A 21,840-nucleotide genomic window follows, 5' to 3' on the forward strand; every position below is an offset into this window, starting at 1 on the left:
TATCAATTTTTTCTTTGAAGTGCTGATCGGCGGCCTGCTGTCGGGCGTCATGTACGCACTGGTGGCGATCGGCTTCGTCCTGATCTACAAGGCCTCGGGCGTGTTCAACTTCGCGCAGGGCGCGATGGTGTTCTTTGCCGCCCTCACCTGCGTCGGCATCATGGACAAGTTCGGCCTGTCGCTGTGGCTGGCCATCCCGCTGACGATGGTGACCATGATAGCGCTGGGCATGGCGATCGAACGGGTGGTCCTGCGCCCGCTCGTCAACCAGCCCGAAATCACGCTGTTCATGGCCACCATCGGCCTGACCTTCTTCATCGAAGGCCTGGCGCAGCTGATGTGGGGCTCGCAGGTGCACAAGCTGGACCTGCCGATCGAGGACGTGCCGATGCAGTTCCTGATGGACCACTTCGACATCAACATCTCGCAGTTCGACATGGTGGCGGCCGCCGTCTGCGCGCTGCTGGTCATTTGCCTGGCCCTGCTGTTTTCGAAGACCAAGGTGGGCCGCGCCCTGCGCGCCGTCGCCGACGACCACCAGGCGGCGCTGGCCGTGGGCATCCCGCTGCAGCGCATCTGGGCCGTCGTCTGGGGCGTGGCGGGCCTGGTGGCCCTGGTGGCAGGCTTGCTGTGGGGCGCCCGCAACGGCGTGCAGTTCGCCCTCACCTTCGTCGCCCTGAAGGCGCTGCCGGTGCTGATCCTCGGCGGCTTTACCTCGGTGCCGGGCGCCATCGTCGGCGGCCTGATCATCGGCGCCTCGGAAAAGCTGGCCGAAGTCTACATCGGCCCCATGGTCGGCGGCGGCATCGAAGGCTGGTTCCCGTATGTGCTGGCCCTGCTGTTCCTGCTGGTGCGTCCGGAAGGGCTGTTCGGCGAGAAAATCATCCGGCGAATATAACGCCACCGTAACAGCATCGTAGGTCGGGTTAGCGCATGGCGCGTAACCCGACAACAGCCAAAACAGCCAGCAAAGGACACGCCATGATTTACCGTGAAGCAGGACAATTCAAGACCAGCTACCAGGCCGACAACCAGATCTTCCCGATCCGGCAAGACCGCCTGGCACTGACGGCCACGCTGCTCGCCGCCGTCTTCCTCCTGCCGTATTTCGCCACGCCCTACATCCTGTCGGCGATCATGATCCCCTTCCTGATCTTCGCCCTGGCCGCGCTGGGCCTGAACATCCTGACCGGCTACGCGGGCCAGCTGTCGCTGGGCACGGCCGCCTTCATGGCCGTCGGCGCCTTCGCCTCGTACAACTTCATGGCGCGCCTGCCGGGACTGCCGCTGCTGGTGTCGTTCATCCTGGGCGGCCTGTGCGCGGCCATGGTCGGCATCGCCTTCGGCCTGCCCTCGCTGCGCATCCGCGGCTTTTACCTGGCCGCTTCGACGCTGGCGACGCAGTTCTTCGTCGTCTGGTGCCTGACCAAGATCCCCTACCTGACGAACTACAGCTCGTCGGGCGTGATCACGGTGCAGAAAATGACCATCCTCGGCTACCAGTTCGACACGCCGCAGAGCAAATACATCCTGGTGCTGGCCATCGTCGCCGTCATGGCCCTGCTGGCCAAGAACATGATCCGCTCGAACGTGGGACGCTCGTGGATGGCCGTGCGCGACATGGACATGGCGGCCGAGGTGATCGGTTTCCGCCTGATGCGCACCAAGCTGCTGGCGTTTGCCGTCAGCTCCTTCTATTGCGGCGTGGCCGGCGCCCTGTATGCGTATGCCTACCTGGGCACGGTGGAGCCGGAAGCGTACAACCTGGACCTGTCCTTCCGCATCCTGTTCATGATCATCATCGGCGGCGTCGGCTCCATCCTCGGCTCCTTCCTCGGCGCGGCCTTCATCGTGCTGCTGCCCGTGTTCCTGAACATCGTCGCCCACGGCCTTTCCCTGCCCACCAGCGTGGCCTCGAACCTGGAACTGATGGTGTTCGGCGCGCTGATCATCTTCTTCCTGATCGTCGAGCCGCATGGCCTGGCCAGGCTGTGGCAGATAGCCAAGGAAAAACTGCGCCTGTGGCCTTTCCCGCACTAGAAATTTGTACCTTGCAGTCCGATGTCGGTTCACTTGAATACCAAATAAAACAAGAGGAGACACAATGAAACACATCAAATCGCTCATGCTGGCCACCGCCATCGCCAGTGCCGCACTCACCATCGCCGGCAGCGCCCAGGCACAGGCGAAGGAACAGTACATCGCCCTGCCTTCGTACCGCGTGGGTCCGTACGCGGCCGGCGGTTCGGGCTTCTATGGCGGCATCATCGACTACTTCAACCTGGTCAACCAGGCCGGTGGCGTGAATGGCGTCAAGATCAGCTGGGAAGAATGCGAGACCGAATACAACCCCTCGCGCGGCGTCGAGTGCTATGAACGCCTGAAAACCAAGCAGGGCGGCGCGACCCTGGTGGAAACCCTGTCCACCGGCGTCGCCTACGGCATTCTGGACCGCGTGGCGCAGGACAAGATCCCCATGACCATGATCGGCTACGGCCGCTCGGACGCCGCCAACGGCAAGGTCTTCCCCTACGTGTATCCGCTGATCTCGAGCTACTGGAGCCAGGCGGCCGCCATGATCAAGTATCTGGGCGACAAGGATGGCGGCATGGACAAGCTGAAAGGCAAGAAGATCGTCCACCTGTACCACGATTCGGCCTTCGGCAAGGAACCGCTGCCCGTGCTGGAAGCGCTGTCCAAGCAGTATGGCTTCGAGCTGATCAAGATTCCCGTCGCGCCGCCGGGCAGCGAACAGCAATCGCAATGGCTGCAGATTCGCCAGGCCAAGCCTGACCACGTGATCCTGTGGGGCTGGGGCGTGATGAATTCCGTCGCCATCAAGACGGCGCAGCGCAACGGCTTCCCGCGCGACAAGATGCTGGGCGTGTGGTGGGCCGGTTCCGAGGAAGACACGATTCCATCGGGCGACGCGGCCAAGGGCTACACGGCGATGAGCTTCAATACGCCGGGCAACTACCCCGTGCTCGACGATATCCGCAAGAAGCTGTACGCCAGCGGCAAGGGCAACCTGGCCGACCAGGCGCGCATCGGCTCCGTCTACCACATGCGCGGCGTGACGGCCGGCATCCTGTGGGTGGAAGCGATCCGCGTGGCGCAGGAAAAATTCGGCAAGGGCAAGCCCATCACGGGCGAACAGATGCGCTGGGGCCTGGAAAACCTGAACGTCGACGATGCGCGCCAGAAGGCCGTCGGCGCGCTGGGCATGTTCCCCACCGTGAAAACCAGCTGCGACGACCATGAAGGCTCGGGCGCCGTGAAGGTGCAGCAGTGGGATGGCAAGAAGTGGACCGCCATCACGCCGAAATGGATCGTCGGCGACAAGGCCCTGGTGCGCAAGCTGGTCGAGGAATCGTCGGCCAAGTATGCGGAAGAGAAGAAGATCACGCCCGCTTGCATGAAGTAAGCGGCTTGCGGGGTGGTGTCGGATTGCGCGCAGGGCGCTCATCCGACCTACCGAGATACATCGTAGGTCGGATCAGGCCGCAGGCCGTAATCCGACAAGCCAACACCCTATGAAAACGAAGCAGCCATGATACCCACTGCCACGCAAGCCCCGGTCAAGGCGGACGCGCCGCCGCCCTACCTGTCGGTCAACAATATCGAAGTCATCTACGACCACGTGATCCTCGTCTTGAAGGGCGTGTCGTTGCAAGTGCCGCAAGGCAAGATCGTCGCGCTCCTGGGCGCGAACGGCGCCGGCAAGTCGACCACCCTGAAAACCATCTCGACCCTGCTGCGCGGCGAGCGCGGCGACGTCACCAAGGGCGAAGTCCAGTTCAAGGGCGAGCGCGTGGACCAGCTGACGCCGAACGAACTGGTCAAGCGCGGCCTGTCGCAGGTGATGGAAGGGCGCCACTGTTTCGGCCACCTGACGATCGAGGAAAACCTGCTGACGGGCGCCTACACGCGCAGCCTGTCGCGCGGCGAGCTGAAGGACGCGCTGGAAAAGGTCTACCACTACTTCCCGCGCCTGAAAACCCGCCGCAGCAGCCAGGCCGGCTATACCTCGGGCGGCGAACAGCAGATGTGCGCCATCGGCCGCGCGCTGATGGCCAAGCCGTCGATGATTTTGCTCGACGAGCCATCGATGGGCATCGCGCCGCAGATCGTCGAAGAGATCTTCGGCATCGTCAAGGACCTGAACCACAAGGAAAACGTCTCCTTCCTGCTGGCCGAGCAAAACACCAACGTGGCCCTGCGCTACGCCGACTTCGGCTACATCCTGGAAAACGGCCGCGTCGTGATGGAGGGCCAGGCGCAGGAACTGGCCAGCAACGAGGACGTCAAGGAGTTTTACCTGGGCGTGTCCAGCGCCGGGCGCAAGAGCTTCCGCGACATGAAGTTCTACCGCCGCCGCAAGCGCTGGCTGGCCTGACGCAGGAGGGACGGCATGGACCTGGAACGGGCGAAGCGGGTCTGCCGCGGCTTTCCCGGCGCGACAGAAGACATCAAATGGAGCAACGTGCTGGCGTTTTCCGTCGGTGGCAGGCTGTTCGCGCTGTGCGGCGCGGAAGCGCACAGCACGCGCGGCATGAGCTTCAAGGTCGATGCCGAACGCTTCCTGGAATTGACGGACCGCCCCGGCATCCGCCCGGCGCCGTACCTGGCGCGGGCCAAATGGGTGCATATCGCCAGCCCCGATGCGCTCGACGACGCCGAAATGGCCGCCCTGCTGCATCGCTCTTACAGCCTGATTTTTGCCAGGCTGACGAAAAAACTGCAACGTGACATTGGAGAATCCGCAACATGACCGATACGCTCGACAGTCTGGAGGCACGCGCCCCCGAAGCACGCGAACGCGAATTGATGGCCGGCCTGCCGCAGCTGATCGCGCGCGCGCAAAAGGCGCCGGGCTGGGCCCGCATTCTCGACGGCGTCAATGCAGCCGACATCACCAGCCGCGCCGCGCTGGCGCAGCTGCCCGTCACGCGCAAATCCGACCTCAAGCAGCTGCAGCACGGCGCGCTGCCCTTCGGCGGCCTGAACACGACGCCCAAGAACGCCCTGTCGCGCGTGTTCGTCTCGCCCGGCCCCATCTTCGATCCGGAAGGCCGGGGGCCCGACTGGTGGCGCTTCGCGCGGCCCATGTACGCGGCCGGCGTGCGCGCCGGCGGCTTGCTGCAGAATTGTTTTTCCTACCATTTCACGCCGGCCGCCTTCATGGTCGAAGGGGGCGCCGCGCGCATCGGCTGCACCGTCATCCCGGCCGGCATCGGCCAGACGGAAATGCAGGTGCAGGCGATGGCGGACCTCAAGCCCGACACGTATATCGGCACGCCGTCGTTTTTAAAACTGATCATCGAGAAGGCGCGCGAGATGGGCGCCGACATCAGCAGCGTCAGGAATGCCGTGATGGGCGCCGAAGCGCTGCCCGAATCCTTGCGCAGCTGGTTCGCCGCCAACGGCGTGCCGCACGTGTTCCAGACCTACGCCTCGGCCGATATCGGCAGCATCGCCTATGAAACGGCCAGCAACGGCAAGCTCAATCCGGGCATGGTCATCGACGAGAACGTACTGCTGGAAATCGTCCATCCGGGCAGCGGCATCCCCGTCGCCCCCGGCGAAGTGGGCGAAGTGGTGGTCACCGTCTTCAACGCCGACTACCCGCTGATCCGCTTCGCCACGGGCGACCTGTCGGCCGTGCTGACGGACGCCCCCGCCTCGCCGTGCGGCCGCACGAATACGCGCATCAAGGGCTGGATGGGGCGCGCCGACCAGACCACCAAGGTGCGCGCCATGTTCGTGCACCCGTCGCAGGTGCACGAAATCGCGCGCCGCCACCCGCAGATCAGGAAGGCGCGGCTGGTGGTGTCGGGACGCATGGCCAACGACGAGATGACTTTGCATTGCGAAGTCGCCGATCCGCTTGACGCCAGCGGCGTGGAAGCCATCATCGGCTCGATCCGCGAACTGACCAAGCTGCGCGGCGACGTCGTGCTGGTGGCGCTGGGCAGCCTGGCGCAAGATGGCAAGGTCATCGACGATATCCGCGATTACAGTTAGTTCGCTGGCACGCTGATGGCGTTTGCGGGATAATACCGGCATTCATCATCAGCCCCATTCATCGCCATGCAAGAGTCCATGCAAGAATTTCATCACAACCGTGCCCGCGACCTGATCAAGAACGCGGAACTGCTGTTCGACCAAGATACCGTGCAGGCGTCGATCACGCGCATGGCCGAGGTACTCAACACGCGCTTCAACGCCGACGATTCCAAGGAATTCCCGCTGGTGCTGGGCGTGATGGGCGGTGCCGTCGTGTTTACGGGCAACCTGCTGCCGCAGCTGAGCTTTCCGCTCGAGTTCGACTACATCCATGTGAGCCGCTATGGCGACGACGACAAGGGTGGCGAAGTGGTGTGGAAAGTCATCCCCCGCTCGAACGTGGCGGGCCGCACGGTGATCGTGCTCGACGATATCCTCGATGAAGGCGAAACCCTGGCGCACGTCAAGCAGCGCCTGCTGGACATGGGCGCCTCGGAAGTGATCCTGGCCGTGTTTGCCGACAAGGCCATCGGCAAGAAAAAGCCCGTGCAGGCGGACATCGTCGGCCTGGTGATCCCGAACCGCTTCGTCGTCGGCTTCGGCATGGATGCGTACGGCTACTGGCGCAACCTGCCGGGACTGTGGGCCATCAAGCCCGAGGACTTGAAGCAGGAGTGATTCATGATGGTAGTCGGATTACGCTGCGCTAATCCGACCTACGCCACCAGGTTCGAGTAGGTCGGATTGGCGCGCAGCGCGTCATCCGACATCCTCACCAACGTTACAGCTTCAGGCGCGCGCGCGCCGCAGCGTATTCCGCCTTCAGGCGCTCCACCATCTCGGCCACCGTCGGCACATCGTCCATCAAGCCCACGCCCTGGCCGGCGCCCCAGATATCGCGCCAGGCCTTGGCGCTGCCCGAACCGAAATTCATCGCGCTCTTGTCCGCTTCAGGCAAGGCTTCCGGATCGAGTCCGGCAGCTTCTATCGATTTCTTCAGGTAATTGCCGTGCACGCCCGTAAACAGGTTCGTGTAGACGATGTCGGCTGCGGCGGAATCGACGATGGCATCGCGGTAGCTGTCGCTGACGTTCGATTCCTTGGTCGCCAGCCAGCGCGAACCGATGTAGGCGAAATCGGCGCCCATCGCCTGCGCGGCCAGCACGGCGTCGCCCGTGGCGATGGAGCCGGACAGCGCCAGCGGACCGTCGAAGAATTTGCGCACTTCGCCCACCAGCGCGAATGGCGACAGGGTGCCAGCATGGCCGCCGGCGCCGCTGGCCACCAGGATCAGGCCATCGACACCCGCTTCCAGCGCCTTCTTCGCGTGGCGGATCGAAATCACGTCATGCAGCACGATGCCGCCATAGCTGTGGATGGCGTCGAGCATTTCCTTGGGCGGCGCGCGCAGCGAGGAAATGATGATGGGGACCTGGTGCTTGACGCAGACTTCCACGTCATGCGCGAGGCGGTCGTTCGACTGGTGCACGATCTGGTTGACGGCGATCGGTCCCACCTTTTTATCCGGATTGGCGGCCTGGAAGGCGGCCAGTTCGGCCTGCAGCTCCGTGAGCCAGGTGTCGAGCAGTTCGGCGGGACGCGCGTTCAGGGCCGGGAAGGAACCGACGATGCCGGCCTTGCACTGCGCCGCGACGAGGGCCGGGCCGCTGGCGATGAACATCGGCGACGCGATAACGGGTAAGGAGAGGTTTTGCAACGCTGCAGGCAGTGCCATGGCGGACTCGCTGGAAAGTTGATCGGACGTGAGAGACACACTGAACGTTGATTATAGTTCAGAAAAAGTACGATCGTGCTGAATTTAATCGGGTACCGCGCTAACCGTCGTTAAGCAGGTACTCACCCTCGACGCGTGCCGCTGCAGCCCTGAGCAACTGCGATACGGCCCATTCGGCCAGCGCGGCCGCTTCCTGGCGCAGGAAGCGCCGGTTGGCCTCTTCGAAGATAGGCATGCCGCGCAACAGGGCCGGTATCTCGGCCAGGGCGATGCGCTGGCGTTCCAGCAGCAGGAATTTCAGCAGGACCTTGACGGCATTCTGCGCATTGCGCACGGGGTCGGACGCCAGGTAGTCAAGGCGCGAATAGGCGCGCTGCAGGGCGCCGGCGGCGTCCTGGAATGGCCGTCCGTGGCCGGGGATGACGACGCGCACGTCCAGGCCGGCGATCAGGTCCAGGGTGGCGCGCGCTTCAGGAAAGCCGGAGCCGCCGTCGAGCTCCGGGAAGATCACGCCGAAACCGTTTTCCCACAGCGCGTCGGCGGAGATCAGGATGCCTTCCTGGGCGCAGTAAAAGATCAATGAGTGCGGGTCATGGCCGGGCGCGCCCAGCGCCTGCCAGCGCAGGTCGGCCAGGGTGAATATGTCGCCCGGCGAGACGGTGGCGTCAAAGCCGAAGCGCGGGCATTGCTGGCCCGTGGCCTGGAAGCTCAGGGCATCGACATCCCACGCGCGCACCTTGTCCGCTTCCGACGCGGGAATGGCCGTATGGCAGCCATACTCGGCTTGCAGCAGCGCGTTGCCGCCGCAATGGTCGGAGTGCAGATGGGTGTTGAACAGGCGCTCCAGCGGCCGGCCGGCCAGGCTGTGGCGCAGCAGGGCCAGGGTTTGCGGCGCATGCGTGACATAGCCGCTGTCGATCAGGGCCGTGTCGTGCGTCCCCTGCAGCAGGATGTTATTCGACGACAGCCAGCCGCGTTCGAACACCTGAATGGAATCGGGGAACAGCGCTGGCGATCGCGGCATGGGCGTCCTCAGTAGTCGGGCTCGAAATCGAGCAAGGATACACGGCCCGGCAGCTGGGCCCACACGGCGCGCTTGAAGTCGTCGTCGGCCTTGCTCCAGGCGATGATCTCGTCGAGCGTGCGCAGGCAGCCCTCGCACAGGCCGCTGTTGCGGTTCATCTTGCACAGGCTGACACAGGGCGACGGCACCGGCGACGGCAAGGGGAGCGGAACGGCTGGCGGGGTATCGACCATCATGGAGCGGCATCGGTAAACGTGTAGGCGTTCATTATGCCGCGAAAGCGGCGCGGCGAGGCGGCCAAGCAACACGACAATGTTTCTGTCGCTACATTTTTAAGCGTAAAATATTATCAAAAAATAACTGTCCGCACATTTATTTTGCACCGCGTTTTCACTCTGCCGGCGGCTATCCTGCCTCCGGATCAGGCAAATCCTGCTTGACTTGAGATGTTACAGAACTATACTACCATCCATGTAGATGGCAATTGGATGCCACATGGAGTACACGGAGACTTATGGCCAAGCAAGACAGCAAGCCCAAAATTGGGGAATCAGAAAAAATCACGATCAACCTGGGCTTGATCGACCTGGGGCAGATCGATCTGCTGGTGCAGGAAGGATTTTATTCCAACCGTACAGACCTGATCCGTACGGCCATACGCAATCAGCTGGGCACACACGCCGACGTGGTCAGACAAACCGTCGCCCGTAAAAGCCTGGTATTGGGCATGCAGCATTATTCGCGCGCCGACCTGGAAGCGATCCAGGCAGCCGGCCAGCGCCTGCAAATCCAGGTGCTGGGACTGGCCAGCATCGCCAGCGACGTCTCCGTGGAATTGGCACTGGCCACCATCGAGTCGATCTTCGTATTAGGTGCCCTGCACGCCAGCACCGTCGTCAAGACGGCGCTTGCAGGGCGAATTCACTAGCGTATTGGTTCGCGGCGATGGCCCGGCCGATGCGCGGCACCGTTAAGGATGGTCATGAAACTAGCTCAAGACATGTTCGCGCACATGCGCGCCGCAACCCGCAATTTAATGGGCAATAACCTCGCCAAGGGTCCTGCCGCCGCCACCGAAGCCATCCAGCAGGCGCTGGCCGCGGCCGGTCTGGCGCCGCAGGCTGCGGCCACGCAGGCGCCGCCGCAGCCCATGCGCGATATCAATCCACCGCCATCGGCTGCGCAGCCGCAGCCTGGCGCCACGCCGGAGACGCCTCCCGTACCACCCACGCCGGCGCAGGCGGCGCAGGAATTCGCGCAAGACTTCATGGCGCGCCTGGGCGTGCCGGCCGGCCTGGGGCAGCACAGCTTCGACATGCCCACGTTTCAAGCGCCCGGTTTCAATACGCCGGGCACGGCGCCGGCGCATCTGCCGGCCGGCGCGCAATTCATCGATGGCGTGTACCGCAACCATGCGGGCACGCGCGCCTATAAACTGTATATTCCCAGCAGCTACCATGGCCAGGCCATGCCGCTGGTCGTCATGCTGCACGGCTGCACGCAAAATCCCGACGATTTCGCGGCCGGCACGCAGATGAACGCGCTGGCCGAGGAAAAACAGTGCTTTGTCGTCTACCCGGCACAGACGCAGGGCGCCAACAGCTCGCGTTGCTGGAACTGGTTCAATGCACTCGACCAGCAGCGCGACCAGGGCGAACCATCGCTGATCGCCGGCATCGCGCAGCAGGTCATCGACGAGTATCCCGTCAACGAGCGCGAAGTGTTCATCGCGGGACTCTCGGCGGGCGGCGCCATGGCCGTCATCGTCGGCACCCTGTATCCGGAAGTCTTTGCCGCCGTCGGCGTGCATTCCGGCCTGCCCTTCGCCTCGGCGCAGGACTTGCCGTCGGCGCTGGCGGCCATGAAGGGCGGCGCCATGCCCAATCCCAAGCGCCAGGCACCAGCCGGCGGCGTGCCCATCATCGTCTTCCACGGCGACCGCGACACCACCGTCAACCTGCGCAATGGCGATGAACTGATCGCCCAGGGCGTGCGCAGCCAGGCCGGCGGCAAGGCGGCCAGGGCCGCGTCCACCGATGGCAGCGTGCCGAACGGCCACCGCTACACGCGCACCACGCACAGCCAGGCCGATGGCTCGCCCCTGGGAGAATACTGGGTCATCCACGGCGCCGGCCACGCCTGGTCCGGCGGCAGCGACAGCGGCAGCTATACCGATGGCAAGGGGCCGGACGCCAGCCGCGAGATGCTGCGCTTCTTCAAGACCGTCAGCTGATCACTGATCTGGAGATGACATGCAAGGCGCCGGCCACGCCAGGTCGGGCGGCAGCGATACCGACGGCAATGGCCGGACGCCAGCCGCCGGATGCAAAACAGCTGCGCTTCTTCAAGACCGTCAGCTGATTTTTTCGGCAAACGGCGCCACCTGCCGCTGCTTGTCGGCGATCTCGCACACGCCGTCGGCATAGCGGTTGGAGATGGCGATGAACTGGTCCTGGATCTCCAGGAAGGCGTCGACGATCTCGGCGTCGAAGTGCGAACCGCGCCCCTCGACGATGATCTGCACGGCCTGCGCATGGCCCATGCCCTGCTTGTAGATGCGCCGGCTGATCAGCGCGTCGTACACGTCGGCCAGCGCCATCAGGCGCGCCGAAATCGGGATGGCCTCGCCGGCCAGCCCCTGCGGATAGCCGCTGCCATCCCATTTTTCATGGTGGCTGTAGGCGATTTCCTTCGCATACTTGAGGAAATCGACCTCGATGCCCAGTTCGTGCTCGGCCGCCAGGATGGCGTCGCGCCCCAGCGTGGTGTGCGTCTTCATGATGGCCATTTCATGCGGCTCGAAACGGCCAGGCTTGAGCAGGATATGGTCGGGAATGCCCACCTTGCCGATGTCGTGCAGCGGCGCCGTCTTGAACAGCAATTCGATATTCTTGTCCGTCAAAAAATCCCGGAAGCGCGGCAGGTCGCGCACTTTTTCCGCCAGCGCCTTCAGGTAATGCGAGGTGCGGCGGATATGGTTGCCCGTCTCGCTGTCGCGCGTTTCGGCCAGCGAGGCCATGGCGTGGATGGTGACGTCCTGCAGTGCCTTGACCTCCTGCACGCGGCGTTCCACCTCGGTCTCCAGGTACTGGTTCTGGTCGCGCAAAAAATCCTGCATCTGCTTCATCGCCAGCTGCGTCTTGATGCGCGCCAGCACGATGGGCGCCGAAATCGGCTTGGTGATGTAGTCGACGGCGCCCAGGGCCAGGCCCAGCTGCTCGTCGGCCACTTCGCTCATGGCCGTCACAAAGATCACGGGAATGCCGGCCGTGGCAGGATTGCCCTTCAGCGCGCGGCACACGTCGTAGCCGCTCATGCCCGGCATCATGATGTCGAGCAGGATCAGGTCGGGCTGGTCGCTGCCGGCGGCGATCTTCAGCGCGCGCTCGCCATTGACGGCGATCTTGGTGCGGTACTCGTCTTCCAGCACGGCGCGCAGCAGGTCGATATTGTCTGGCGTGTCGTCGACCACCAGGATGGTTGGCTTGCTTGCCGGCGCTCTCATGCCCGTCCTTCGCTCTGCATAGTTGTCCTTGTCACAGTGTCAGCTCCAGCGCTTCGGCCACCTCGCCCAGCTGCGCCAGCGCACCTTCGAAATCGTATTGTCCCAGCATGCGCTTGAGTTGCCGCGCGTGTTCCGCCTGCCCTGCCGCGACCAGCACGGGGCCGATGCCATCGAGATGCTTGACCGCCTGCGCATCATCCTGCAGCAGCAGCTGCGACAGCTCGCGCAAGCCGGCCTCCAGGCGCGCCCGGTCCACCTGCGTCACCGCGACGCCGGCCGCTTCCGCGACGGCGCCACGCGCTTGCATGGCCAGCACGATCTTCGGCACCAGCTCGTCGAGCGCCAGGGTGCAGGCGGCCAGCGCCTGCGGCAAGCCGTCGTGCGAACCGAGGCTGAGCAAATGCTCGACCCGCGCCGCGCTGTCGGCCAGGCCGCTGGCGCCGATATTGCCCGCCAGGCCTTTCAGCGTGTGTGCTTCGCGGATGGCCGTCTCGAGCTGGTTGTTTTCGATGGCGGCGGCGATGCGCAGCATGGCGTCGAACTGGGTTTCCACGAAGCGGTCCAGCAATTTTCGCATCAAAGCGGCATTGCCGCCCACGCGGCGCATGGCCTCCGCCATTTTCAGGCCGGCGACCACGGGCAATTCCGCGTCCGCCTGCGCCACCGCCACATTGACTTCCTGCGGCATGGCCGGCGCGATCCAGCGCGCCAGGGTACCGAACAGCTGGGCCACGTCGATCGGCTTGGCGATGAAGTCGTTCATGCCGGCGTCCAGGCATTTTTCCTTGTCGCCCACCATGGCATTGGCCGTCATGGCGATCACGGGCAAGTTCGAATAGCGCGGATCCTGGCGCAGCTTGCGCGTGGCCTGGTAGCCGTCCATCACCGGCATCTGGCAGTCCATCAGCACGCCGTCATAGGGGTTTTCCGCGATCTTCGCCAGCGCGATGGCGCCATTGCCGGCGATGTCGACGCGGATGCCGGCGTCGCTGAGGATTTGCTGCGCCACTTCCTGGTTCACCTCATTGTCTTCCACCAGCAGCAGCCAGGCGCCGCGCAGGGCGCGCTCGTCGTCGCGGTAGCTGCTCTGGCGCTGCGTCTTGCGGCTCTGTCCCGTCACGCCGCCAAACACGAACGAGATCTGGTCGAGCAGGGTCGAAGCGCTGACCGGCTTGTTCAAGACGCCGTCGAGCGGCAGCTCGCGCTGCTGCGCCGCCTCCAGCAGCGCCTCGCGGTGAAATGCCGTGACCATGATGCAAGCCGGCGTCGCATCGATGCCGGCGGCGTCGGCACGGATGCCGGCCAGAGTATCGAGGCCGTTCATGCCCGGCATCTTCCAGTCCATCAGCAGTAAGCCATACGGCCGCCCTTCGGCGCGCGCCTGTGCCACGGCGCCGATGGCCAGCGTGCCGCTGTACACGGCGCGCGCCTCGAAGCCCAAGGCCGTCAGCATGCCGACGAAGATCTCGCGCGCGCTGGGGTTGTCGTCGACCACCAGCACGCGCAGGCCCTCGAAGCGCTGCTGATGCTGCAGTTGCGGCAGGCTGTCGCGCGGCACGGCGGCCAGGCCGAAGCGCGCCGTGAAGAAGAAGGTGCTGCCCACGCCCGCTTCGCTTTCCAGGTCGATCTCGCCTTCCATCATTTCCACCAGGCGCTTGCTGATGGTCAGTCCCAGGCCCGTGCCGCCATGGTGGCGCGTGGTGGAAGTGTCGGCCTGGGTAAATGCCTGGAACAACTTGCTGCGCTGCGGCGGCGTCAGGCCGATGCCCGTGTCGCGCACGTCGACGCGCAACACGGCCGCGTGCTCTTCGAGCTGCCGCAGGCGGATGCTGACGACGATCTCGCCCTTGTCCGTGAATTTGATGGCGTTGTTGGTCAGATTGATCAGCACCTGGCCCAGGCGCAGGGGATCGCCCTGCAGCGCATTGGGCACGTCGGGGGCGACGTCGAACAGCAGTTCGAGACCCTTGTCCTGGGCCCGCATCACGGACAGGTCGGCGATCTGCGCCAGCACGTCCTCGAGGAAGAAATCGACCTTTTCAAAGGCCATCTTGCCCGCCTCGATCTTCGAGAAATCGAGGATGTCGTCGATGATGGCCAGCAGGTTTTTCGACGCCGACTCCACCTTCTCCAGGTAGTTGCGCTGGGTTGGCGTGAGCTCGGTCTGCAGCGCCAGGTGGGTCATGCCGATGATGCCGTTCATCGGCGTGCGGATCTCGTGCGACATATTGGCCAGGAAGTCCGATTTCATCTTGGTCGCATCCTCGGCCACCTCCACGGCATGGCGCAGGTCCTGCTCGACGGCCAGGCTGGTGCTCATGTTCTTCAGCGCCTGCATCAATTCGCCCGTCTCGTCGCGCGACGTCACTTCGATGACGGAACTGTAGTCGCCATTGGCCACGCGGGTGGCGATCGCCACCGCCTCGCCCAGCGGACGCGTGATCGAGCGCGCCGACCAGGCAAAGGCCAGGCCGATCAGCAAGGCGGCAAGGCCGATGCCGCCCATCAGCATCAGCGAGGTATCGATGTCGCTGCGTATCCTGGCCGCGCTGTCGCGAATCTGCTGCTGCTGCAAGTCATCGAGCTGGCCCACGTACAGCAGCACCTTTTCCAGCACGGGCAGGGTCTGCGTCTGCATGGCCTGCTCCGCGGCCGCATCGTCGCCGCGCTCGACCAGCGCGAACATCGTTTGCAGCGACGCGTAATAGTCGGTGCGCGCATGGTGCATCTGCGCGAGCAGGCGCCGCTCGTCGGAGCGCGCATCGAGGCTGTCGAGGATGCGCACCTGCTCGTCGATGCCCTGCCGGATCGCCTCCAGGCGCGCCTGGTTCGCCTGGCGCAGCGCCAGCTGGTGCTGGATCGGCAGGCTGGCAATGCGCGTGGCCGCCTCGCGCGCCAGGCCATGGATCTTGCTGGTGGCCTTGGCGGCAACCCAGTCGCGCTGCAGGATATCGTCGGTCTCGGCGCGGATCGCATAGATGCGGCTACCCGCGAGGACGATGACGACCAGCATCAGCCCGATCAGGATGGCATAGCCCGCATTGATGCGCACGCCGATCCGGATATCCCTGAAACGCATGACAGTTTCCTATCAGAAATTCTTAAAAAGCGAAGTCTGACCGTATTCCCCTACAAAATGCAAGGTCTTTTGCAAAGCAATTGCACGCCAAAGCGCTTATTTGGCCGATGCGGCCGCTTTTACAGGAGGCGCCAGCGCCGTAATGTGGGCTTGCAGGCAGGACGGGCACCAGCACCCCGCGGCGGCGCTGCCCGGCACGGGCACGGCCGGTGGCAGGGCCGTGCACCAGCACGGGGTGTTGGTGTTCGGATCGCGCTGGCCACACTGGAAAGTGGCGCCGCAGAGGGTACACTGACTCATGGCTATGTTTGAATTGGCAAGTGTGTGACACGCTGTCATGCTGGGCGACGCAGATGTAACTGGCCGTAAAAGGGCTGGCTGGAGGACATATCGGGCCAGACTATAGGATGATCAGGGAAAATACAACAAGATCGCCCTATAATGCCTCCAAGATTTTCTTCTTCCCTGTAAAATCTCACAAATCTATTTTCCGGACTCGCCATGAATCAACTAGCTAACTTGAACCTGGACATGAATGACGACTTGACGGCGGTGTCGCCGCAAATCAAGGCGCAGATTCTGGCCGAGGCCCTGCCATACATCCGTAATTTCCATGGCAAAACCATCGTCATCAAGTACGGTGGCAATGCCATGACGGACGAGCGCCTGAAGCACGGCTTCGCGCGCGACGTCATCCTGCTCAAGCTGGTCGGCATGAATCCCGTCGTAGTCCACGGCGGCGGCCCGCAAATCGACAATGCGCTGAAAAAAATCGGCAAGCAAGGCACCTTCGTGCAGGGCATGCGCATCACCGATGAAGAAACCATGGAAGTGGTGGAGTGGGTGCTGGGCGGCGAAGTCCAGCAGGATATCGTCATGCTGATCAACCATTACGGTGGCCAGGCCGTGGGACTGACAGGCAAGGACGGCGGCTTGATCCGCGCGCGCAAGATGCAGATGCCTGACCGTGAACATCCGGGCGAATTCCTCGACATCGGTTTCGTCGGCGAGATCGACGCCATCAACCCGGCCGTCGTCAAGGCACTGCAGGACGATGCCTTCATTCCCATCATCTCGCCGATCGGCTTCGGCCAGGATGGCCAGGCCTACAACATCAACGCCGATGTCGTGGCGGGCAAGATCGCGGAAATCCTGAAAGCGGAAAAGCTGATCATGATGACCAATATCGCCGGCGTCCAGGACAAGCAGGGCAACCTGGTGACCGACCTGTCGGCGCGCGAAATCGACGAGATGTTCGCCGACGGCACGATCTCGGGCGGCATGCTGCCGAAAATCTCGTCGGCGCTCGACGCCGCCAAGTCCGGCGTGAACACGGTGCACATCATCGATGGCCGCATCGAGCACTCATTATTGCTGGAAGTGTTGACCGAGCAGGCTTTTGGTACTATGATCCGTTCGCACTAAAAAAATCGCAACGCATCACAGCGAGTAGTTTGGCGGCGCAGATCACCTGGCGCCGCTTTTAATTTGCCCTTGTAGCTCAGTGGTAGAGCACTCCCTTGGTAAGGGAGAGGCCACGTGTTCGATCCACGTCAAGGGCACCAACTATATCTCCCCGCAGCTGAAAAAATGTCCATGGCGGCGTTGTCTCGCCTCGCCGTACATGCGTACTGTCTTCGGCTCGACGCCTTGCCCTGAACACTTTTCCATCAGCTCTGCCGTCATCTCCCCATCGTTAAAAATGCCCATGGCGACGTTGTACTTCCCCGCCGTACATGCTTACTCTCCTCGTCAGTACGCCTTGCCCTGAACACTTTTCCATCTGCTCTGCCGTCATCTCCCCATCGTTAAAAATGCCCATGGCGACGTTGTACTTCCCCGCCGTACATGCTTACTCTCCTCGTCAGTACGCCTTGCCCTGAACACTTTTCCATCTGCTCTGCCGTCATCTCCCCATCGTTAAAAATGCCCATGGCGACGTTGTACTTCCCCGCCGTACTAGCGTACTGTCTTCGGCTCGACGCCTTGCCCTGAACACTTTTCCATCTGCTCTGCCGTCATCTCCCCAGCGTTAAAAATGCCCATGGCGGCGTTGTACTTGCTCGCCGTACTAGCGTACTGTCCTCGTCAGTACGCCTTGCCCTGAACACTTTTCCATCTGCTCTGCCGCCGTTTGTTGCGCGGCCGAGCGAGTACTATCTCTTCTTTAGTTTAATACACCCGTTCCACCTTCAGGCCCCGCTGGCGCAGCAGCTCCGGCACGCTTTTCGTCCCGACCAGATGCAGCACGCCGATCGCGGCCAGGCTGTGCTTTTCGCGCGCCAGCAGCTTGGCGATGCCGTCGGCCAGGGCCGGATTGCGGCCGTCGAGCAGCACCTTTTGCACGAACTGCGCGGCGAACGACGGATCTTGCGCGGCCTTGGCCGCCAGCTTGTCGAACGCGGCCGCATCGGCCGTGCGCCAGGCATTGGCGATCTCGCGCGCTTCCTGGCTTTGCTCCTGCTCCTCGATCGAGGTCACGCCGTCTTCCAGGAAGCGGCACTGGTCGGCTGGCGTCATCGCGCCGAACAGCGCCATCTGGCCTTCCATCGATTCGAGTTCCAGCACGGGGATCTTGCGCGCCTTGGCCTGCTGCGACAGATAATTGTCGACGGCCAGGTCGGAGCGGTAGCCGAGCGTGGAAAATTCACCGATGGCCAGCATGCTGGCCAGCATCCACGGCTTCATCGGCGCCACCGACTCTGGCGCGATGCCGTATTTTTGCAACAACGGCGCCAGACGCGGCGCCAGGGTCTGGCGGCAGTCGGCCGGCACCTTGCTGCCCGGCGTATCCATGCCGTACTTCAGCACGGCGCCGAGGGCGGCGCGCGGGTCGGCGCCCGGATCGATCTCCAGCGCCAGCGCGCCGGCGCCCTCCAATGCCTGCGTCACCGTCGGTTCGAGCGGGTAAAAATCGGGAGCGCCGACGTGGATGGTGCCGAACAAATACAGGGTATGTCCGGCGTCCTGCACCTTGAACAGGGCGCCCCGGTTTTGCACCACCGGCGTCGCGTCGGCAAGGGCCGCCTGCAACGGCAGCAAGAATAATCCGCAAAACATCACTATAATCTGGCGTCGCATGGTTTTCCTGATTGTTGAATTTTTCATCTTTGCTTAAAGACTCCTGTGCCTGTGTCCCATCTTAACCGCTCGTCGCCGGTCTGGCTGTTTGACCTCGACAACACGCTGCACAATGCCTCGCACGCCATCTTCCCCACCATCACGGCCAATATGAACACGTATATTGCGCGGGTGCTGGGCGATGGCGTGACGCCGGCGGACGACGCCGTCGTCAATGCGGCGCGCGCGGCCTACTGGCGCCGCTATGGCGCCACTTTGCTGGGCATGGTCAAGCACCATCAGGTGCAGGCCGCGCATTTTCTGCACGAGACGCATACCTTCGGCGACTTGCGGGCCATGATACGCGCCGAACGGGGACTGGGGGCTTTACTCAAACGCCTGCCTGGCCGTAAAATTTTACTCACCAACGCGCCGCTGCGCTATTCGAGCGACGTGATGCGCCACCTGGGCCTGCGTCAGCATTTTTCACAGCATATCGCCATCGAGGCGATGCATGTGCACCGCCAGCTGCGGCCCAAGCCATCGACCCTGATGCTGCGCAAACTGATGCGCAAGCATCAAATCCGGCCCGGCCGCTGCATCCTGGTGGAAGATACGCTGGCCAACCTGAAGGGTGCAAAAAGACTGGGGCTGCGCACGGCATGGGTCACGCAATACCTGAAAATGGCCGATCCGATCGGGGTGGCGACGTTGCCAAAAGCGTTAAATCGCCCCGCTTACGTCGATGTCAAAGTAAAATCTGTCCGGCATTTGGCACGCCGCCTTCATCGCCTGCGTTGAAGGGGAAGGCCTCGGCCTCCGGTTGACGCCGGACGCCAGACCGCTAGCGGCGGTTTCGGTACTCCCCATCAAGGCAGCATTTTTTTTAACTACAAGAGAAAACATGGCAAGCACACCGCCGGGCCAACGCAGGCTACAAATTCTTCAGGCCCTCGCCGCAATGCTGGAGCAGCCGAAAGGCGAAAAAATCACCACTGCCGCACTGGCTGCCAGACTGGCCGTGTCGGAAGCGGCCCTGTACCGCCATTTCGCCAGCAAGGCGCAAATGTTCGAAGGGCTGATCGAATTCATCGAGTCGAGCGTCTTCGGCCTGATCAACCAGATCGCGGAAAAGCACAGCGACGGCATGACGCAGACGCGCGACATCATCGGCATGCTGCTCAATTTCGCCATCAGCAACCCGGGCATGACGCGCGTGCTGATCGGCGACGCCCTGGTCAATGAGGACGAGCGCCTGCAAGTGCGCATGAACCAGTTCTACGACCGCGTGGAACTGGCGCTCAAGCAGGCCTTGCGCGTGGCCGCGTCCGAAGGCCATGGCAAGGAAAGCGAAGTGGCGGCGCGCGCCACCCTGATCGTCAGCTTCGTCATCGGACGCTGGCACCGCTATGCGAAAAGCGGCTTCAAGATCAATCCATCCCAGGAAGCGGCGCTGCAAATCGCCATGCTGCTGGGATAAATCACCGCTGTCGCTGTCCCCATGTCCACCGACTGTTTCGCCCTGCTCGACGACGCCAGCACCCCTGGCGCCGGTTCGCGCCTGTACACGGGCCTGGCGGCGGTCTTGCAATGCAGCGAGGGGGAACAGTGGCCGGCCCTGCTCGAAGGGCTGCAAGCGGCCCTGGATCGCGGCCAATACGCCGTCAGCGTGTGCAGCTACGAACTGGGCGCGCACTTGCTGGCCATGCCGCCGCGCGCGGCCAGCCTCGACGCGCCGCCGCTGGCGCAGGTGCTCGTCTTCGAGCACTGCCGGCAGCTGTCGCAGGACGCCGTGGCGCAGTGGCTGGCGGATCACGCGCCGGCCTCCGACACGCCGGCTGGCGTGGCCGGCATCCGCGCGAATATCGACCAGGCCGAATTCACGCGCGCGCTGGATCGCATCCACGACTACATCGTGGCCGGCGACACCTACCAGGTCAACTACACCTACCGCCTGCGCTTCGACGCCTTCGGCTCGCCGCTGGCCCTGTATGCGCGGCTGCGCGCGCGCCAGCCCGTGCCGTATGGCGCGCTGGTGATGCTGCCCGATGGCGGCGCCCTGCTGTCGCTGTCGCCCGAACTGTTCGTGCGCCATGCGCAGGGCGAGCTGATGGCGCGCCCCATGAAAGGCACGGCGCCGGCCGCCCCCGCAGAACAGGGGGAAGAAAATGCGCGCCGCGCCGCCGCCCTGGCACGGGACCCGAAAAACCGCGCGGAAAACCTGATGATCGTCGACCTGCTGCGCAACGACATCGGCCGCATCGCCGCCACCGGCTCCGTCAAGGTGCCCGCCCTGTTCGAGGTGACGCGCTACAGCAGCGTGCTGCAGATGACCTCCACCGTGCAGGCGCGCCTGCGCGACGACGCCACCCTCAGCGACATCTTCCTGGCCCTGTACCCGTGCGGCTCGATCACGGGCGCCCCCAAGCGACGCACCATGGAAATCATCGCCGAACTGGAACCGGCGCCGCGCGGCGTCTACACGGGCGCCATCGGCTGGTTCGATCCCCCGCTCGCCGGCACCAGCCACGCCGTGGGCGACTTCTGCATGTCCGTGCCGATCCGCACGCTGGCCCTGCAGCCGCCCGGCGCCGGCGGCATGCGGCGCGGTGAGATGGGCGTCGGCGCCGGCATCGTGCTCGACAGCGATGCCGCGGACGAATACGCGGAATGCCAGCTCAAGGCGCGCTTCCTGACGGGGCTGGCGAACGACTTCGAGCTGTTTGAAACCCTGTACGCCAGCCGCGACCATGGCTGCCGCCAGCCCGAGCGCCACCTGGCGCGCCTGGCCGCCTCCGCCGCCTACTTCGGTTTTATCTGGGATGACGGCGCCGCCCACGCCGCGCTGCAGGCCGCCTGCGCCGAACGCAGCGACGACGCGCCGTTCCGCCTGCGCCTGGCGCTGCGCCAGGATGGCCAGTTCACGGTGCAAAGCGGTGCCCTCGCCGCCTTGCCGGACACGGTGAAGATCATGCTGGCGCCGGACGCCACCGTGGCAGACGACCTGTTCCTGCGCCACAAGAGCAGCGTACGCACGCGCTACGACGCCGCCTGGCGCGCTGCCGAGGCACAAGGCGGCTTCGACATGCTGTTCTTTAACGAGCGCGGCGAGCTGACCGAGGGCGGGCGCAGCAATGTCTTCGTCCGGCTGGACGGCCGCTGGCACACGCCGCCGCTAGCCTGTGGCCTGTTGCCCGGCGTGCAGCGCGCCGCCATGCTGGCCGATCCGGCCTGGGATGCGCAGGAAACCATCATCACGCGCGCCATGCTGGCAAAGGCCGAGGCCATCGTCGTCTGCAATGCACTGCGCGGCGCGCTGCCGGCGCAACTTACAGCCTCCTCCTGAAACCTGAAACAGTTCAGGACAAGGCGCAGCGCCGAAGGCCCTGCAACCGCACGGCGAGGCCTGGCAACACCGCCATGAACTCCTG

The 21,840-nt window shown here is 63.9% G+C and carries 20 protein-coding genes and 1 tRNA gene; 14 read left to right on the forward strand and 7 right to left on the reverse strand.

Annotation, left to right across the window (positions count from 1 at the left end; genetic code table 11):
- Position 1 precedes the first annotated feature (1 nt).
- From YQ44_RS26160 to YQ44_RS26190, 7 genes are all read left to right on the forward strand, one after another.
- The gene (locus YQ44_RS26160) at positions 2–898 is read left to right on the forward strand and encodes a branched-chain amino acid ABC transporter permease (RefSeq protein WP_198044010.1); all 897 of its coding nucleotides are present in this window, start codon (positions 2–4) and stop codon (positions 896–898) included.
- Positions 899–981: 83 nt separating this feature from the next.
- Complete coding sequence (locus YQ44_RS26165) at positions 982–2,040, forward strand: branched-chain amino acid ABC transporter permease (RefSeq protein ID WP_071325864.1); 1,059 nt, start codon at positions 982–984, stop codon at positions 2,038–2,040.
- 64 nt (positions 2,041–2,104) lie between these two features.
- Positions 2,105–3,424 carry an ABC transporter substrate-binding protein gene (locus YQ44_RS26170; protein ID WP_071325865.1) on the forward strand — a complete coding sequence of 440 codons (1,320 nt, stop codon included), beginning with the start codon at positions 2,105–2,107 and terminating at the stop codon, positions 3,422–3,424.
- Between the two features lie 126 nt (positions 3,425–3,550).
- A complete protein-coding gene (locus YQ44_RS26175; RefSeq protein ID WP_071325866.1) occupies positions 3,551–4,396 on the forward strand; it encodes an ABC transporter ATP-binding protein in 846 nt (281 codons plus the stop codon).
- Positions 4,397–4,411: 15 nt separating this feature from the next.
- On the forward strand, positions 4,412–4,771 hold the full coding sequence (locus YQ44_RS26180) for an MmcQ/YjbR family DNA-binding protein (protein WP_071325867.1): 360 nt from the start codon (positions 4,412–4,414) through the stop codon (positions 4,769–4,771).
- A complete protein-coding gene (locus YQ44_RS26185) occupies positions 4,768–6,024 on the forward strand; it encodes a phenylacetate--CoA ligase family protein (protein ID WP_071325868.1) in 1,257 nt (418 codons plus the stop codon). Before YQ44_RS26180 ends, YQ44_RS26185 begins: the two co-directional genes overlap by 4 nt.
- 78 nt (positions 6,025–6,102) lie before the next feature.
- Entirely contained in the window at positions 6,103–6,684 is a 582-nt protein-coding gene (locus YQ44_RS26190; protein ID WP_071325869.1) for a hypoxanthine-guanine phosphoribosyltransferase, read from the forward strand.
- 103 nt (positions 6,685–6,787) lie between these two features.
- On the opposite strand, the gene YQ44_RS26195 is transcribed toward YQ44_RS26190, so the two are convergent.
- From YQ44_RS26195 to YQ44_RS26205, 3 genes are all read right to left on the reverse strand, one after another.
- Positions 6,788–7,741, reverse strand: coding sequence for an NAD(P)H-dependent flavin oxidoreductase (locus YQ44_RS26195; RefSeq protein WP_071325870.1), 954 nt, complete (start codon positions 7,739–7,741; stop codon positions 6,788–6,790).
- Between the two features lie 100 nt (positions 7,742–7,841).
- Positions 7,842–8,765 (reverse strand): MBL fold metallo-hydrolase, encoded by a 924-nt coding sequence (locus YQ44_RS26200; RefSeq protein ID WP_071325871.1) that lies wholly within the window; start codon positions 8,763–8,765, stop codon positions 7,842–7,844.
- An 8-nt stretch (positions 8,766–8,773) separates the two neighbouring features.
- Positions 8,774–9,001: a DUF1289 domain-containing protein gene (locus tag YQ44_RS26205; protein WP_442905872.1), complete on the reverse strand. Its 228-nt coding sequence runs from the start codon at positions 8,999–9,001 to the stop codon at positions 8,774–8,776.
- A gap of 278 nt (positions 9,002–9,279) precedes the next feature.
- Here YQ44_RS26205 and YQ44_RS26210 point away from each other — a divergent pair, with 278 nt between their 5' ends.
- Both YQ44_RS26210 and YQ44_RS26215 read left to right on the forward strand, forming a co-directional pair.
- Positions 9,280–9,693 (forward strand): CopG family transcriptional regulator, encoded by a 414-nt coding sequence (locus YQ44_RS26210; RefSeq protein ID WP_046681879.1) that lies wholly within the window; start codon positions 9,280–9,282, stop codon positions 9,691–9,693.
- A 54-nt stretch (positions 9,694–9,747) separates the two neighbouring features.
- Positions 9,748–10,998 (forward strand): extracellular catalytic domain type 1 short-chain-length polyhydroxyalkanoate depolymerase, encoded by a 1,251-nt coding sequence (locus YQ44_RS26215; RefSeq protein WP_232251001.1) that lies wholly within the window; start codon positions 9,748–9,750, stop codon positions 10,996–10,998.
- Between the two features lie 120 nt (positions 10,999–11,118).
- On the opposite strand, the gene YQ44_RS26220 is transcribed toward YQ44_RS26215, so the two are convergent.
- The 3 genes from YQ44_RS26220 to YQ44_RS28500 all read right to left on the reverse strand — a co-directional run bounded on the left by YQ44_RS26220 (position 11,119) and on the right by YQ44_RS28500 (position 15,688).
- On the reverse strand, positions 11,119–12,270 hold the full coding sequence (locus tag YQ44_RS26220) for a response regulator (protein WP_071325872.1): 1,152 nt from the start codon (positions 12,268–12,270) through the stop codon (positions 11,119–11,121).
- 31 nt (positions 12,271–12,301) lie between these two features.
- Positions 12,302–15,349 carry a response regulator gene (locus tag YQ44_RS26225; RefSeq protein ID WP_071325873.1) on the reverse strand — a complete coding sequence of 1,016 codons (3,048 nt, stop codon included), beginning with the start codon at positions 15,347–15,349 and terminating at the stop codon, positions 12,302–12,304.
- Between the two features lie 96 nt (positions 15,350–15,445).
- Positions 15,446–15,688 carry a cysteine-rich CWC family protein gene (locus YQ44_RS28500; RefSeq protein WP_335589248.1) on the reverse strand — a complete coding sequence of 81 codons (243 nt, stop codon included), beginning with the start codon at positions 15,686–15,688 and terminating at the stop codon, positions 15,446–15,448.
- Between the two features lie 192 nt (positions 15,689–15,880).
- Between YQ44_RS28500 and argB the strand changes: the two genes are divergently transcribed.
- Both argB and YQ44_RS26235 read left to right on the forward strand, forming a co-directional pair.
- Positions 15,881–16,774, forward strand: a complete 894-nt coding sequence (argB, locus tag YQ44_RS26230; protein ID WP_010393729.1) for an acetylglutamate kinase — start codon at positions 15,881–15,883, stop codon at positions 16,772–16,774.
- A 65-nt stretch (positions 16,775–16,839) separates the two neighbouring features.
- Positions 16,840–16,914 (forward strand) — tRNA-Thr (locus YQ44_RS26235).
- Positions 16,915–17,521: 607 nt separating this feature from the next.
- Here the strand turns inward: YQ44_RS26235 and YQ44_RS26240 are convergent.
- Complete coding sequence (locus YQ44_RS26240) at positions 17,522–18,391, reverse strand: TraB/GumN family protein (protein WP_232251002.1); 870 nt, start codon at positions 18,389–18,391, stop codon at positions 17,522–17,524.
- A gap of 84 nt (positions 18,392–18,475) precedes the next feature.
- Between YQ44_RS26240 and YQ44_RS26245 the strand changes: the two genes are divergently transcribed.
- From YQ44_RS26245 to pabB, 3 genes are all read left to right on the forward strand, one after another.
- The gene (locus tag YQ44_RS26245) at positions 18,476–19,210 is read left to right on the forward strand and encodes a pyrimidine 5'-nucleotidase (protein WP_083412056.1); all 735 of its coding nucleotides are present in this window, start codon (positions 18,476–18,478) and stop codon (positions 19,208–19,210) included.
- A gap of 103 nt (positions 19,211–19,313) precedes the next feature.
- Positions 19,314–19,889: a nucleoid occlusion factor SlmA gene (slmA, locus tag YQ44_RS26250; protein ID WP_071325876.1), complete on the forward strand. Its 576-nt coding sequence runs from the start codon at positions 19,314–19,316 to the stop codon at positions 19,887–19,889.
- Positions 19,890–19,910: 21 nt separating this feature from the next.
- Positions 19,911–21,755 (forward strand): aminodeoxychorismate synthase component I, encoded by a 1,845-nt coding sequence (gene pabB, locus YQ44_RS26255; RefSeq protein WP_071325877.1) that lies wholly within the window; start codon positions 19,911–19,913, stop codon positions 21,753–21,755.
- Positions 21,756–21,840 lie beyond the last annotated feature (85 nt).

It is taken from the genome of Janthinobacterium sp. 1_2014MBL_MicDiv (assembly GCF_001865675.1).
In the GTDB taxonomy this organism is placed as follows: domain Bacteria; phylum Pseudomonadota; class Gammaproteobacteria; order Burkholderiales; family Burkholderiaceae_D; genus Janthinobacterium.